Below are 12593 nucleotides of genomic sequence, written 5' to 3' on the forward strand. Positions count from 1 at the left end.
CTCCTGAACCTTCTGAAAATCGTGGGCATTCTTGGCGAACCGCAGCCACGAATGCAAAGAAGAAAATACCTTTCGGCAAGCGATCTACGATGAACGCGCGGGGAACTTCATCGCTTCCCGGAATAATTTTGCTCGCCTGGGAACCGAGCATGGCTTTCGGGATCGCGGTCTATTTCTGGCGCACGCCAAAACTCTGGAATCCCGACCGCATCAGCGGCTTCTTAGATGACAGCACACCCGAGTTAACACCGGTCCAGCCGATCTCGCCCGATAGCTTGCCATATTCGATCTTGGGGCAGCGGTTCATCACCACCTTGATGCCGGCCGCTTCGGCGCGCGCCGCCGCCTCGTCATTGCGCACGCCTAGCTGCATCCAGAGCACTTTTGGCAAAGGGTTCAGCTTCAGCACCTCATCGAGAATGCCGGGCACCGCCGCCGACGCGCGAAAAATGTCGACCATGTCGACCGGCTCTGGCAGATGGGCAAGGCTGGCATAGGTCATGCGGCCGAGGATTTCCTTGCCGGCCTGTCCGGGATTGATCGGAAACACCGAAAAGCCTTTGGCCAGCAGATATTTCAGGACGAAAAAGCTCGGCCGGACGTCGTTCGCCGATGCGCCGACCATGGCGATGGTCTTCACCGAATTGAGGATGCCGCCGATATAGGCATTGTCGTAGGCGTCGTGGTTCATCCGGCAATCGCCTTCCTGCGGTAGTGATAGCGGTAGAGTTCTTTGGTGAACCCAAGCGAGGTATAGAGTGCGCGGCCCGGCGCATTGTCGGCGACGACCTGCAGGCAGGCCGCTGTGGCCCCTGCCCGCCGCGCCCAGCCGATCAAGCTGCCGACCGTCCTGCGGCCAAGGCCTTGCTGCCGGAAGCGGCTGTCGGTCTCGACTGACTCCACCACAAGCAGGCCATCGCGGATGACGCCATAGGCCAAGGCGGCAATTTCGCTGTCACGCTCGCAGGATACGAACGCCTTGTCGCCGATGATCAGCCCAGGCATCTCGCGAAAGACGCGGCGATCCGTATCGTCATAGGCGCCCATGCGAAACCGTGCCGCGAACCAGTCCTCGCTGGGCGTCGGCGACACGGTGACGTGCTCGTCGCTGATATCCACCAATTCATCAATCCCGCCATAGAGGTGGATGGTTCCGCCCTCGAGATCGTAGCCTTGGCGGTCGAGGAGCGTGTCCATTTCGGCGGCGATGCCAGGAACCCGAAAGAGCGGTGTCTGGCCCTGATCGGCATAGAAGGCCTCGGCTACATCGAGCACGCTCTCAGGCCGGCCGCGCTTTCCCCGCAAAGGGTTGACCGAATTGCTGCGCCGGGTCCGGCCACCGGAGCGCCTGAGAAGCAAACCGTCGACGGTGGTCTCAATCGCCGCTGGCCAGGCTTCGCGGCAAGCCTGTTCGCTCCGCCAGTTCAGATCCTTTTCAGCTTGGCTCATCGGCATGTCACTCGTCGTCTTCCCGCAGCGCCTCTTCCATAAACGCCTGCGGGTCGGTGCAGAAGTCGCGCATCATGCGAAAATGATCGGTGTCGCTGAAATCGGTCGGGTCGAGGCCGAAGCGGCTGATGCGAAACAGCCGCGCACCGGGACAAGCCATCAGCAGCGGCGAATGCGTGGCCATGATCACTTGCGCCGTGCCCGACTGGTCCATGTGCCGCAGCATCTTCAGCAGCTCGATCTGCCGCGAGGGCGACAGCGCGCTTTCGGGCTCGTCGAGAATGTAGATGCCTTGCCGGCGGCAGCGCTCCTCGAAAAAGCGGATGAATCCCTCGCCATGCGACCAGGACAGGAAATCCGGCGGCGTCCCGCCGGATTCTCTGGCCGCCTCGTCGAGGTAACGGGCAACAGAATAGAAGGATTCGGCGCGAAAGAACCAACCGGCTGTAACCTTCGGCAGCCAATGGCAACGAAAGCTGTTGACCAGCCCAGCACCGCTCCTGTCGATGGCACGGGAATGGTCGACCGGCCTGTAGCCCTTGCCGCCGCCGGCTTCGTCATAGCCGGCGAGCGCCCCGATGGCTTCGAGCAGCGTCGATTTTCCGGTGCCGTTTTCGCCAACAATGATGGTGATCGGTGTGGTGAATTCGAGCTCGAATTCACGGCCGCGAAACAGTGGCAGGTTCCACGGGTATTTTCCCCAATCAGCCACCCGCTCGGGGTCGAGCAAGATGCGCTTGAGATAAGGCGCCTTCAGTCGCGTCAGTTGCTTGCGATAGGCCATGCGGACCGATCAGTCTGGCAGCGAGATGGTGCCGTCATCCGCGATCGGAAAGGCCGGATTGTGCGCGACTTCCCAGACATGGCCGTCGGCATCGGCGAAATAACCGTACCAGCCGCCCCAGAAGGCGCGCCCTGCTGGCTTGACGATCCTGCCGCCGGCTTTTTCCGCCATGGCGAGCACCTCGTCGACTTCGGCGTCGGAGCGGGTGTTGTAGGCGAGGTAAACCGCCGACGGCGCCTTGGCGAAGGTGATGCCTGAATCTTCTTCGGCGCTTGGGCGCGGAAACAGGCCGAGGATGGCGCCGCCCATCTGGAAGAAGGCAACGCCGTCGGTGATGCCGGCATGACGCTTGAGGCCCATGCCCTCATAAAAGCGCACGGCTCGCTCGAGATCGTCGGTGGCGATGGTGATGATGGAGATGCGCGGTTCCATGTTTTAGTCGTCCGTCCATTCCGGCTTGCGCTTGCCGATGAAGGCGCCGATGCCCTCCTCGGCGTCGCGCGCCAGCATGTTCTCGACCATGGTGCGTCCGGTAAAGGCATAGGCGTCGGCCAAGCCCATCTCGGCTTGCGCGTAAAAGGCCTCCTTGCCTGTCTTGATCACCAGAGATGATTTGGAAGCAATGGTTTGCGCGTATTTGGTGACGATCTGATTCAGGTATTCGCGCGGCACGACGCGGTTGACGAGGCCGAACTCCTTGGCCGTCGCGGCATCAATGGTCTCGCCGGTCAGCAGCATTTCCATCGCCTGCTTGCGCGAGACGTTGCGCGACAGCGCCACCATCGGCGTCGAACAGAACAGGCCTATATTGACGCCCGGCGTGCAGAAGGTCGCTTCATGCGAAGCAATCGCGAGGTCGCAGCTGGCCACCAGCTGCAGTCCGGCCGCGGTGGCAAGGCCATCGACCTCGGCAATTATCGGCAAGGGATGGCGCACAATCTGCTGCATCAACGCAGCGCAAGCCGAAAATGTCTGCTCGAAGAAGGCCTTGCCCCTGTCGGCGTCGGCGCGGCGCGCGGTCATTTCCTTGAGGTCGTGGCCGGCGCAGAAGACTTTTCCGGCCGCTGCCAAGACAATGACGCGGACGGATTTGTTGGCCTTGGCCTGATCGAGTTCAGCGCTCAGCGCCGCCATGACGGAAAGCGACAAGGCATTGGCGGGCGGGTTGGCGAGCGTCAGGCGCAGTACGCCCTTGTCCAGCCTCGCGGCGACCAGCCCGTCTATGGCAGCAGGTTTGATGGCAAGGATTTCGGCCATTATAAGGTCTCCGCGATTCCGCTAAGCGCCGCCAGACTATCTAATATCGGATCGGGTTTCATCAACACCCATCGCTTGCGCCAGTGGGCTGAAGGTGTTGCCAGAAACGCGCCATTGCGTTCATACAGGCCCGGCATAGAACGAGAGACCGACATGCCCGCCCAGGACAATCTCAAACCGGTGCTGAATGCGGCCGAAGTCAATGCACTGATGGCCAGCGTCTACCCACAGCTCAACGACGAATTCGCTTCATACGAGGCGATCGACGTTTTCCCCGGCGGCTGCATGGTGCGGCTCAACGCAAACGAGCGGCATTTGCGGCCAGGCGGCACCGTCTCAGGCCCTTCGCTGTTCACGCTGGCCGACATTGGCGGCTATGTCTGCGTGCTCAGCCATGCCGGGCCGGACGCGCTCTCGGTGACCGTAAACCTCAACATCAATTTCATGCGCAAGGCCGAGGCCGGGCCGATCGACGGCCATTGCCGCATCCTGAAGCTGGGCAAGAGCCTGATGGTGTTCGACATCGACATCGTTGCCGGACCAGACGGACACACGGTGGCGCATGCAACGGGCACCTATTCGATCCCGCCGAAGCGAATAAATGATGTGGTAAAATAATACCTTTTACTCAAATAGTTGTTTTTACTATGTTTTTGGCGATGACGAGCTTTTCCTGCGCCTTGACGCGCAAAGTCCCCTCGCCTATAAGCCCTCCCGAAGCAGCGGCCCGCAAAGGCCGCCGTTTTGTTATTGGCGGCGGGCAAGTGCCTTTTGCCAATCCAAGCAACAAGAAACGCCTTCCCGATCGTTTGGGTAGGTCCTAACCGAAAGCAGAAATCCATGGCAACCTTTTCGCAGAAGCCTGCGGATGTGGTGAAGAAGTGGGTGCTGATCGACGCCGAGGGTCTCGTCGTCGGCCGTCTCGCCACTGTCATCGCCAATCATCTTCGCGGCAAGCACAAGCCCACCTTCACCCCGCATGTCGACGACGGCGACAACGTCATCGTCATCAATGCCGACAAGGTGGTGTTCACCGGCAAGAAGTTCACCGACAAGGTCTATTACTGGCACACCGGTCATCCCGGCGGCATCAAGGAGCGCACCGCGCGCCAGCTGCTCGAGGGCCGTTTCCCCGAGCGTGTCGTCGAGAAGGCCGTCGAACGCATGATCCCGCGCGGGCCCCTCGGCCGTCGCCAGATGAAGAACCTCCGCGTCTATGCAGGCACGGAACATCCGCATGTCGCCCAGCAGCCCGTCACCCTCGACGTCGGCGCGCTGAACGCCAAGAACAAGAAGGCTTCGTAAGATGGCTGAGCTTTCCTCGCTCGCAGAACTCGGAACGGCTACCGGCAACACCAACACGCAGCCGGCTGCTCCCGTCCATGTCCAGAAGCTCGACAAGTCGGGCCGTGCCTATGCCACCGGCAAGCGCAAGAACGCCATTGCGCGCGTCTGGGTGAAGCCGGGTTCCGGCAAGATCGTCGTCAACGACAAGGAATTCGCGACCTATTTCGCGCGTCCGGTCTTGCAGATGATCCTCAACCAGCCGATCATCGCCTCCAACCGCGCCGGCCAGTACGACATCGTCGCCACTGTCGTCGGCGGTGGCCTGTCCGGCCAGGCCGGTGCGGTTCGTCACGGCATCTCCAAGGCGTTGACCTACTACGAGCCGGCACTGCGCGCCGTGCTGAAGAAGGGTGGCTTCCTGACCCGCGACAGCCGCGTCGTCGAGCGCAAGAAGTACGGCAAGGCGAAGGCCCGCCGTAGCTTCCAGTTCTCGAAGCGCTAAGCGTATCGAGCTTCCATGTCGAAAAGGCCGCCTCCGGGCGGCCTTTTTGTTTTGGGGTCTCGGCAGTCACCCCTCCCGCGCCTTCGGCGCGACCTCCCCATCGAGGGGAGGTAGAAGGTCGCAGCAGTTTCGCCCGATGCCATTCAATAAGGTGGCAGGGCACGGAACGGTAGTGCAAGGGGCCTGACGCCCTACCTCCCCTCGATGGGGAGGTCGGCGCGCAGCGCCGGGTGGCGCCGGCTTCGGTTCAAGTCTCAGAACTTACCGGCCTTGACGAAATCGATGAACGCCCGCAGCGGCGCCGGCACCAAGCGCCGTCCCGGATAATAGAGAAACGGTCCGGAAAAGCTCTGCCACCACGGTTCGAGGACGGGCTCGAGGGCGCCGCTCTCGAAGTGAGGGCGAAGCCAGCCCTCGAAGAGCGCGACGATGCCGCTGCCGGCAATCGCCGCATGGACGGCAAGGTCGCTCGCGCCGCCGATCCGCACGATCAACGGCCCCGTCGTGTCGACCCGCACCACTTCGCCGTCGCGCTCAAATTCCCACGGCAGCATCGCACCGCTTGCAAAGCGGCCGCGCAGGCAAGAATGGCCAAGCAGGTCGCTCGGATGTTGCGGCCGTCCATGAAGATCCAGATAGGCAGGGCTGGCAGCCGTGGCGAAATGCTGGACGCGCGGTCCGATAGGCACCGCAATCATGTCCTGCTCCAGCCGCTCGTCATAGCGGATGCCCGCGTCACAGCCGGCCGCCAGAACGTCGACAAAGTTCTCATCGGCGATCACCTCGAGCCGGATGCCGGGATAAGCGGCGAGGAAGCCCGGAATGATGTCAGGCAATATCAGCCGCGCGGCGCTGACCGGCACATTGAGGCGCAGCGAACCGGCCGGCCTGTCGCGAAACCCATTGACCACGTCGAGCGCCGCCTCCACCTCCGACAGTGCCGGGCCAAGCCGTCCCAAGAGGCTGAGGCCGGCCTCGGTCGGAACAACGCTGCGTGTCGTGCGGTTGAACAGCCTGACGCCAAGCTGCGTCTCCAGGCGGCGCACCGCCTCGCTCAAGCCCGACGCGCTGCCGCCACTGGCGCGAGCCCCTTCGCGAAAACCGCCGGCACGCGCCACCGCCACGAATGAGTTCAGATCGCCAAGGTCCATCATTGTTCGCCATTCCGCACAAGCTGTGCGGATTGTACCTTATTATCCCGAGGTTGAGCAGCGTCTATCTTCGCCTCCTCAAAGGAGATCGAGCATGTCCACTATCCAAAAGTCCGGCACATTCACCCTCGGCAGCCACACCGTGAAGCGGCTCGGCTACGGCGCCATGCAACTTGCCGGCCCGCACGTTTTCGGTCCGCCGAAGGATCGGGACGCGGCCATTGCGGTGCTGCGCGAAGCGGTGGCCTCCGGGGTCAACCACATCGACACCAGCGACTATTATGGCCCGCATGTCACCAACCAGCTGATCCGCGAAGCGCTGGCGCCCTATGCCGACGATCTGGTCATCGTCACCAAGATCGGGGCGCGGCGTGGCAGCGATGGCTCCTGGCTGCCTGCCAATTCACCCAAGGAACTCGAGCAGGCCGTGCACGACAATCTCAGGAATCTCGGACTTGAGGTTCTGGATGTCGTAAATTTGCGCATCATGTTCGGGATGGGCCCGACCGAGGGCTCGATCGAAGCGCAGCTGACGGCGCTTGCCGAGTTGCAGCGCAAGGGCCTGGTGCGCCATATCGGCCTGAGCAACGTCACCCCAGCGCAGGTCGAGGAAGGCCGTGGGATCGCCGAGATCGTCTGTGTGCAGAACCAGTACAATCTGGCGCACCGGGACGATGACGGATTGATCGACGAGCTGGCACGCGACGGTATCGCCTACACCCCGTTCTTCCCGCTCGGCGGTTTCAGCCCGCTGCAGTCGTCGACCTTGTCGGATGTGGCGGCGCGGGTTGGCGCCACGCCGTTGCAGGTTGCGCTCGCATGGCTGCTCAAGCGTTCGCCGAACATCCTGCTGATCCCGGGGACATCTTCGGTTGGGCATTTGAGGGAGAATTTGGCGGCGGCGGAGCTGAAGCTGTCGGTTGATGTGCTGAGCGAGTTGGATGGGGTCGCCAAGGCGGCGTGAGGCGCGAGCAATCTCCCCCCTCGAGGGGGAGATGTCGCCGAAGGCGACAGAGGGGGTCGGTCCGACCGGACTCGACCTCCTGCGGCAGATGAAGGTTAGCGCTCCACGCGCGACGCCCCCCTCTGTCCTGCCGGACATCTCCCCCACAAGGGGGGAGATCAGCAGCGTCGACCGTCGCTCTAATTGATACTCGCCGTATTCGCCGGCTCGGCCGGCCGCGCCTCATCCGCATAAGGCACGCGAAACCCATTCGCCGCTAGCCACGCAATCGCTGCCTTCGGTTCATCGGTCTGGATGATGGTGGCGCCGCGTTCGGCCCAGAAACCGTAGGTCTCAGCCGGCAGGCTGGCCGCGACCGCCAGTTCGTCGCCGCGGCCGCCGGAGAGGAAGCCGCCCAGCTTGTTGACGATGGCGTAAGTGTCAGCCCAGATGTGCCAGCCGCCCCGCACCGACACCGCCCGCATGCGAGTGCTGAACAGCGGGCCCCCGGTCTCGGTTAGCGTTTGCGCCCCTGCCCGCCAGTTGATCAGCTCAATCGCGCCGGGCGCAAAAGCCTTGCCGACCTGCTCGGCAAAGGCGGCGTCATGCACCGCGTCGTCGGCGATGATCGGCATGAACTGGAAGCCGCCGCCGGCAGCACGGAGCGCCGCCTTGACCGTGTCGATCCGCTGCTGGTTCCACAGGTTCTCCTTGACGATCACCTGCTCGGTCATGCCGAGATCGCGGGCGATGGCGATCATTCCGGGCAGAGCCTGGACATCGAGCTTGTTGTCGAGGTTGATCAGGATCCGATCCCTGGTCGCCAGCAGCATTTCGCGCAGCGTCGACACTGTTTCATTGGCGACGGCACCGGTCCCTTCGACCACCAGCCTGCAGTGTCTGAGCTCGGCCAGCGTGTAGTTGGTCACCTCGCCCTTGCAAGTCGTGGTTCGGTCGAGCCAGCTGTCATGCATGACGACGAATTCGCCGTCCTTCGAGCGCCGGATGTCGACCTCGACGATTTCGGCACCGATGGCGATCGCGCCTTCGACGGCGGCGAGCGAGTTTTCGGCATAGAGCGTCTTGCCGGCCTGCATGCTGCCGGCGCGATGCGCGGCGACCAAGACATGGTCGCGCCACTGGTTGGCGTGCTCGAAGCGGTCGAGGATTTGCCTGGCGCGGGTTTCGCTTGCCTGGGCCTCGCCGGTGAAGGCGGCAAGTGCTGCGCAAAACAGAAGGCATATGGTCCGCATCGAGAATCGCTCCTTGCCGGATCGACCCGGGGATAGGCGACGTCGGTGACATCCAGGTGAACGAAGCCGGCTAGTGGATTGTCGCGCCGCTGCAACAAAGTCGTGCTGAAACCATGCCAGCAGCGCGCTAGAGCAGGATCGAGAAGGGCCTTGCGCCTTGGCGACACAGTGCTGTTGTCGCCCCGTTGGAGCGCCACGTCGTTTCGCCAAGCTGTGACTGGCATCTTGCGTGCCGGTTCTGTAGTTGTGGCAGCCCGATGAACAAAGAGGACCCGTAATGGCGAACCAGACCATCGACAACGCCTTCACCGCCCGCTCCAAGACGGGGGCATCCTTCGAGCCGACCTATGCCGGCGCGCTGTCGTTCATGCGGCGCAAATACACCAAGGATGTAAAGGGCGCGGACGCGGTCGTATGGGGCATTCCTTTCGACGCCGCCGTGACCAACCGGCCGGGCGCGCGCTTTGGGCCGCAGGCGATCCGCCGCGCTTCGGCGATCCTCGACAACGACCCGCAATATCCGTTCTCGCGCGACCTGTTCGAGCATCTCTCGGTCGTCGACTATGGCGACTGCCTGCTCGATTCGGGCAATCACCAGAAGACACCAGGCACGATCGAGCGCGAAGCGGCGAAGATCCTGAAATCGGGCGCTTTCCTGCTCTCGCTCGGCGGTGACCATTTTGTCACCTGGCCGCTGCTCAAGGCGCATGCCGCCATCCACGGGCCGCTGGCGCTGGTGCAGTTCGACGCCCATCAGGACACCTGGCCGGACGACGGCAAGCGGATCGATCATGGTTCTTTCGTCGGCCGTGCCGTCAATGAAGGCATTATCGACCCTGATCGTTCGATCCAGATCGGCATCCGCACCCATGCGCCCGATACGTTCGGCATCAAGATCCTCTACGGCCACGAGATCGAGGAGATGCGAGCTTCCGACATCGCCTATGCCATCGTCGACCGCACCGGCGGCAGGAAGACCTATCTCACCTTCGACATCGACTGCCTCGACCCGGCGTTTGCGCCCGGCACCGGCACGCCGGTTGCCGGCGGACCGTCCTCGGCGAAAATCCTGTCGACGCTGCGCCAGCTCGGCCAAGTCGATATTGTCGGCGCCGACGTCGTCGAGGTTGCGCCGGCCTATGATCACGCCGATATAACGGCGATCGCCGGCTCGATGGTGGCCATGCACTATCTCGGCCTGGTGGCCGAACGAAAGGCGCGGGCCGAAGAGTTGAACAATGGCAACCATGGCGCGGCAAACCACGGCCAAGGCATATAGGTTTGAACTAGCAGGGAATTTGACGAGTTAGCAGGGAATATTCTGGGATATGAAACCGAAAATCTTCATCGACGGCGAACACGGCACCACCGGTCTGCAGATCAGGGCGCTGCTTGCCGAGCGCGGCGACCTCGAGATCATCTCGATCCCGACCGAGCGCCGCAAGGAAACGGCGGCGCGCGCCGAGTTCCTCAATGCCGCCGATGTCGCGATCCTGTGCCTGCCGGACGCAGCCGCCAAAGAAAGCGTTTCGCTGATCACCAACGACACGACCAAGGTCATCGATGCGTCGACAGCGCATCGCGTCGCCGAAGGCTGGGAATACGGTTTTGCCGAAATGGACAAGGGTCAGGCGAAAAAGATCGCCGGGGCCAAGCGCGTCGCCAATCCCGGTTGCTGGCCGCAAGGGCCGATCGCGACGCTGCGGCCGCTGCTGACGGCCGGGCTGCTGCCGCCAGATTTTCCGATCACCGTCAACGGCATTTCGGGCTATTCGGGCGGCGGCCGGCCGATGATCGAGGAGTATGTCGCCAAGGGCGAGGATGCCTCGGAATTCCTGCCCTACGGGCTGACGCTGCAGCACAAGCATGTGCCGGAGCTGAGGACCTATGCGAAACTCTCGCATGATCCGATCATGCAGCCGGCGGTCGGCAATTTCGCGCAAGGCATGATCACGGTGGTGCCGCTGCAACTCGGCGGCCTCGACCATGTGCCGACCGGTGCCGAACTGCATACAGCGATCGCCGACCACTTCGCGGCCATCGATGGCGGCGTGGTCGAGGTCGCGCCCTATGCGCATCTCGAGCGCATGCCGGAGATCGATCCGGAAGTCTACAACGGCACCAACCGCATGAAGGTCTATGTCTTTGCCAATGACGACCGGGCACAGGCGCTGCTGCTCGCCGTCTACGACAATCTCGGCAAGGGCGCCTCGGGTGCGGCCGTGCAGAACATGGACCTGATGCTCGGCCTCTAGAGCCTTTCACCGTTTCGTGGAAACGGCGAACCGCTCTATCTGGGGTTGCCTGTCGGCCGCCTGGCACCACGAAGACGAGAATGCGGTCGATGAAAACCGCGAGTTGTCGGTAGCCGAAGGGATCCGGAAGGTGCGGCTCAGCTTCTGACTTCTATCTCGTGCGGCAGCGGATAGGCGCCCTTTGTGCCGCGCCAGTGCGCGGCGGCAAACCCCAGCAGGATAAGCGCGAAGGCCTGATGGGTCAGCGCCATGTGCAACGGCACCTGCATCAACAGCGTACCGATGCCGATCGAAGCCTGGACCAGCACCAGCAGAAACAGCAGCGTCGCGCGTCGCGCATGCGTCGTTCCCGGCTGGCCCATCCGTGTCGCGATCATGTGCCAGAGTGCCACGACAAAGACGGTATAGGCGCCCAGCCGGTGAACGAACTGCACCGTCTTCGGGTTCTCGAAGAAATTGCGCCAGGCCGGTTCGAGCAGCAGCAGGTCGCTGGGGATGATCTTGCCGTCCATCAGCGGCCAGGTGTTGTAGCTCAGGCCGGCATCGAGCCCGGCGACCAGGCCGCCGAGATAGATCTGGATGAGAGCCAGGAGCACGATGAAACCGGCCAATCTTTGCGTCGACCGGTCGGCGGCGGGCTCGGAATGCGGCGCCAGCCCACGCGCGACCACCATGGTGGCGGTGAAGATCAGTGCGGCAAGCGTCAGATGCGTCGCCAACCGGTACTGGCTGACGGAGACGCGGTCGACAAGGCCGGAGGCCACCATCCACCAGCCGATGGCGCCTTGCAGTCCGCCGAGCAGCAGAATGCCGAGCAGCTTTGGCCCAAGGCCGCGCTCGATGCGGCGCGTCGCCCAGAAGACCAGCAGCGGCAGGCCGAAGACCAGGCCGACGCTGCGGGCAAGGATTCGGTGCGCCCATTCCCACCAGAAGATCGACTTGAACGCGTCCAGGCTCATGCCCTTGTTGAGTTCGGCATACTGCGGGATTTTTTGGTAGAGCTGGAATTCCTCCTGCCACTCGGCATCGTTGAGCGGCGGTATCACACCATGGATCGGCTTCCATTCGGTGATCGACAGGCCGGAATTGGTGAGCCTTGTGGCGCCGCCGACCAGTACCAGCGCAAACAGCACCAAAAGCACGACATAGAGCCAGCCGCGCACCAGCGCCCGGTTGTTGAGGTCGCGGTCGCGGGCCGTGTACGGCGCGGCAGCTGATATGGCGGCCATGTGTTTGTCCCGGCAGGTTGCAAATGGCGGATTGGTGAACCATCGCAACCCGGCTGACAAGACCGAACGGCGCGGCACGCCGTCGCGCCGCAAGCAGAGCGTTTCACCGTTTCACGGAAACGGCGAACCGCTCTATCTTTTGGTTTATCGGCGCAATTCCGGACGGAAAACCGTTTCACACTTTTCCTGGAATTGCTCTGGCGGGTTGCACAGGCGCCCCGTTGGGCCTAAGCGAAGGCGATCAACGAGAACGCCTCATGCCCATCCGCCTGAAAAAGCTGATCGGAACCTTCCTGCTGGTGGCGCTGGTCATCATCTACGCGCTGGTCGCGTCGATCATCGCCGTTGCCCAACTATCGGAATCCGGCCCGCTGGTGCATTTCCTGTTCTTCCTGTTCAGCGGCCTGTTCTGGGTGCTGCCGGCGATGGGCATCATCAAATGGCTGATCCTGGAGCCGCGGCCGAAAGGCTGAAAGCGCTCGG

General features: G+C 62.8%; 15 protein-coding genes. 7 read left to right on the forward strand and 8 right to left on the reverse strand.

What is annotated here, in order from left to right; translation table 11 throughout:
- Window positions 1-169: 169 nt before the first annotated feature.
- The 5 genes from AC1D1L_RS08665 to AC1D1L_RS08685 are packed head-to-tail and all read right to left on the reverse strand — an operon-like array spanning window position 170 to window position 3490.
- The gene (locus AC1D1L_RS08665) at window positions 170-691 is read right to left on the reverse strand and encodes a CoA-binding protein (protein WP_477340466.1); all 522 of its coding nucleotides are present in this window, start codon (window positions 689-691) and stop codon (window positions 170-172) included.
- Window positions 688-1449 carry a GNAT family N-acetyltransferase gene (locus AC1D1L_RS08670; protein ID WP_477340468.1) on the reverse strand — a complete coding sequence of 254 codons (762 nt, stop codon included), beginning with the start codon at window positions 1447-1449 and terminating at the stop codon, window positions 688-690. The genes AC1D1L_RS08665 and AC1D1L_RS08670 overlap by 4 nt, the downstream gene beginning before the upstream one ends.
- Before the next feature lie 7 nt (window positions 1450-1456).
- Window positions 1457-2233, reverse strand: a complete 777-nt coding sequence (locus tag AC1D1L_RS08675; protein ID WP_477340470.1) for an AAA family ATPase — start codon at window positions 2231-2233, stop codon at window positions 1457-1459.
- A 9-nt stretch (window positions 2234-2242) separates the two neighbouring features.
- Window positions 2243-2665, reverse strand: coding sequence for a VOC family protein (locus tag AC1D1L_RS08680; RefSeq protein WP_477340472.1), 423 nt, complete (start codon window positions 2663-2665; stop codon window positions 2243-2245).
- Between the two features lie 3 nt (window positions 2666-2668).
- Window positions 2669-3490: an enoyl-CoA hydratase gene (locus tag AC1D1L_RS08685; RefSeq protein WP_477340474.1), complete on the reverse strand. Its 822-nt coding sequence runs from the start codon at window positions 3488-3490 to the stop codon at window positions 2669-2671.
- Between the two features lie 153 nt (window positions 3491-3643).
- On the opposite strand from AC1D1L_RS08685, the gene AC1D1L_RS08690 reads away from it, so the two are divergent.
- The 3 genes from AC1D1L_RS08690 to rpsI all read left to right on the forward strand — a co-directional run bounded on the left by AC1D1L_RS08690 (window position 3644) and on the right by rpsI (window position 5279).
- A complete protein-coding gene (locus AC1D1L_RS08690) occupies window positions 3644-4108 on the forward strand; it encodes a PaaI family thioesterase (RefSeq protein ID WP_477340476.1) in 465 nt (154 codons plus the stop codon).
- Between the two features lie 222 nt (window positions 4109-4330).
- Window positions 4331-4795, forward strand: coding sequence for a 50S ribosomal protein L13 (gene rplM, locus AC1D1L_RS08695; protein ID WP_112561362.1), 465 nt, complete (start codon window positions 4331-4333; stop codon window positions 4793-4795).
- A gap of 1 nt (window position 4796) precedes the next feature.
- Window positions 4797-5279 (forward strand): 30S ribosomal protein S9, encoded by a 483-nt coding sequence (gene rpsI, locus AC1D1L_RS08700; protein ID WP_112561361.1) that lies wholly within the window; start codon window positions 4797-4799, stop codon window positions 5277-5279.
- 254 nt (window positions 5280-5533) lie between these two features.
- On the opposite strand, the gene AC1D1L_RS08705 is transcribed toward rpsI, so the two are convergent.
- Window positions 5534-6433: a LysR family transcriptional regulator gene (locus AC1D1L_RS08705; protein WP_352591147.1), complete on the reverse strand. Its 900-nt coding sequence runs from the start codon at window positions 6431-6433 to the stop codon at window positions 5534-5536.
- Between the two features lie 91 nt (window positions 6434-6524).
- Between AC1D1L_RS08705 and AC1D1L_RS08710 the strand changes: the two genes are divergently transcribed.
- Entirely contained in the window at window positions 6525-7394 is an 870-nt protein-coding gene (locus AC1D1L_RS08710) for an aldo/keto reductase family oxidoreductase (RefSeq protein ID WP_477340478.1), read from the forward strand.
- Between the two features lie 179 nt (window positions 7395-7573).
- Here AC1D1L_RS08710 and AC1D1L_RS08715 read toward each other — a convergent pair whose 3' ends face one another.
- Window positions 7574-8626 (reverse strand): glycerophosphodiester phosphodiesterase family protein, encoded by a 1053-nt coding sequence (locus AC1D1L_RS08715; protein WP_477340480.1) that lies wholly within the window; start codon window positions 8624-8626, stop codon window positions 7574-7576.
- Window positions 8627-8903: 277 nt separating this feature from the next.
- Between AC1D1L_RS08715 and speB the strand changes: the two genes are divergently transcribed.
- Together speB and argC are read left to right on the forward strand one after the other, a co-directional pair.
- Window positions 8904-9905 carry an agmatinase gene (speB, locus tag AC1D1L_RS08720; protein WP_352560339.1) on the forward strand — a complete coding sequence of 334 codons (1002 nt, stop codon included), beginning with the start codon at window positions 8904-8906 and terminating at the stop codon, window positions 9903-9905.
- Window positions 9906-9954: 49 nt separating this feature from the next.
- Entirely contained in the window at window positions 9955-10881 is a 927-nt protein-coding gene (gene argC, locus AC1D1L_RS08725) for an N-acetyl-gamma-glutamyl-phosphate reductase (protein WP_477340483.1), read from the forward strand.
- 137 nt (window positions 10882-11018) lie between these two features.
- On the opposite strand, the gene AC1D1L_RS08730 is transcribed toward argC, so the two are convergent.
- Window positions 11019-12110, reverse strand: a complete 1092-nt coding sequence (locus AC1D1L_RS08730) for a COX15/CtaA family protein (RefSeq protein WP_477340485.1) — start codon at window positions 12108-12110, stop codon at window positions 11019-11021.
- Window positions 12111-12367: 257 nt separating this feature from the next.
- On the opposite strand from AC1D1L_RS08730, the gene AC1D1L_RS08735 reads away from it, so the two are divergent.
- Window positions 12368-12583, forward strand: a complete 216-nt coding sequence (locus AC1D1L_RS08735) for a DUF2842 domain-containing protein (RefSeq protein ID WP_142868027.1) — start codon at window positions 12368-12370, stop codon at window positions 12581-12583.
- Window positions 12584-12593 lie beyond the last annotated feature (10 nt).

It is taken from the genome of Mesorhizobium sp. P2_D6 (genome assembly GCF_056404315.1).

Excerpts from the sequence above, each read along its gene's own strand:
- AC1D1L_RS08665 (WP_477340466.1), bottom strand. The coding sequence starts at position 691 with ATGAACCACGACGCCTACGACAATGCCTATATCGGCGGCATCCTCAAT.
- AC1D1L_RS08670 (WP_477340468.1), bottom strand. The coding sequence starts at position 1,449 with ATGAGCCAAGCTGAAAAGGATCTGAACTGGCGGAGCGAACAGGCTTGC.
- AC1D1L_RS08675 (WP_477340470.1), bottom strand. The coding sequence starts at position 2,233 with ATGGCCTATCGCAAGCAACTGACGCGACTGAAGGCGCCTTATCTCAAG.
- AC1D1L_RS08680 (WP_477340472.1), bottom strand. The coding sequence starts at position 2,665 with ATGGAACCGCGCATCTCCATCATCACCATCGCCACCGACGATCTCGAG.
- AC1D1L_RS08685 (WP_477340474.1), bottom strand. The coding sequence starts at position 3,490 with ATGGCCGAAATCCTTGCCATCAAACCTGCTGCCATAGACGGGCTGGTC.
- AC1D1L_RS08690 (WP_477340476.1), top strand. The coding sequence starts at position 3,644 with ATGCCCGCCCAGGACAATCTCAAACCGGTGCTGAATGCGGCCGAAGTC.
- rplM (WP_112561362.1), top strand. The coding sequence starts at position 4,331 with ATGGCAACCTTTTCGCAGAAGCCTGCGGATGTGGTGAAGAAGTGGGTG.
- rpsI (WP_112561361.1), top strand. The coding sequence starts at position 4,797 with ATGGCTGAGCTTTCCTCGCTCGCAGAACTCGGAACGGCTACCGGCAAC.
- AC1D1L_RS08705 (WP_352591147.1), bottom strand. The coding sequence starts at position 6,433 with ATGATGGACCTTGGCGATCTGAACTCATTCGTGGCGGTGGCGCGTGCC.
- AC1D1L_RS08710 (WP_477340478.1), top strand. The coding sequence starts at position 6,525 with ATGTCCACTATCCAAAAGTCCGGCACATTCACCCTCGGCAGCCACACC.
- AC1D1L_RS08715 (WP_477340480.1), bottom strand. The coding sequence starts at position 8,626 with ATGCGGACCATATGCCTTCTGTTTTGCGCAGCACTTGCCGCCTTCACC.
- speB (WP_352560339.1), top strand. The coding sequence starts at position 8,904 with ATGGCGAACCAGACCATCGACAACGCCTTCACCGCCCGCTCCAAGACG.
- argC (WP_477340483.1), top strand. The coding sequence starts at position 9,955 with ATGAAACCGAAAATCTTCATCGACGGCGAACACGGCACCACCGGTCTG.
- AC1D1L_RS08730 (WP_477340485.1), bottom strand. The coding sequence starts at position 12,110 with ATGGCCGCCATATCAGCTGCCGCGCCGTACACGGCCCGCGACCGCGAC.
- AC1D1L_RS08735 (WP_142868027.1), top strand. The coding sequence starts at position 12,368 with ATGCCCATCCGCCTGAAAAAGCTGATCGGAACCTTCCTGCTGGTGGCG.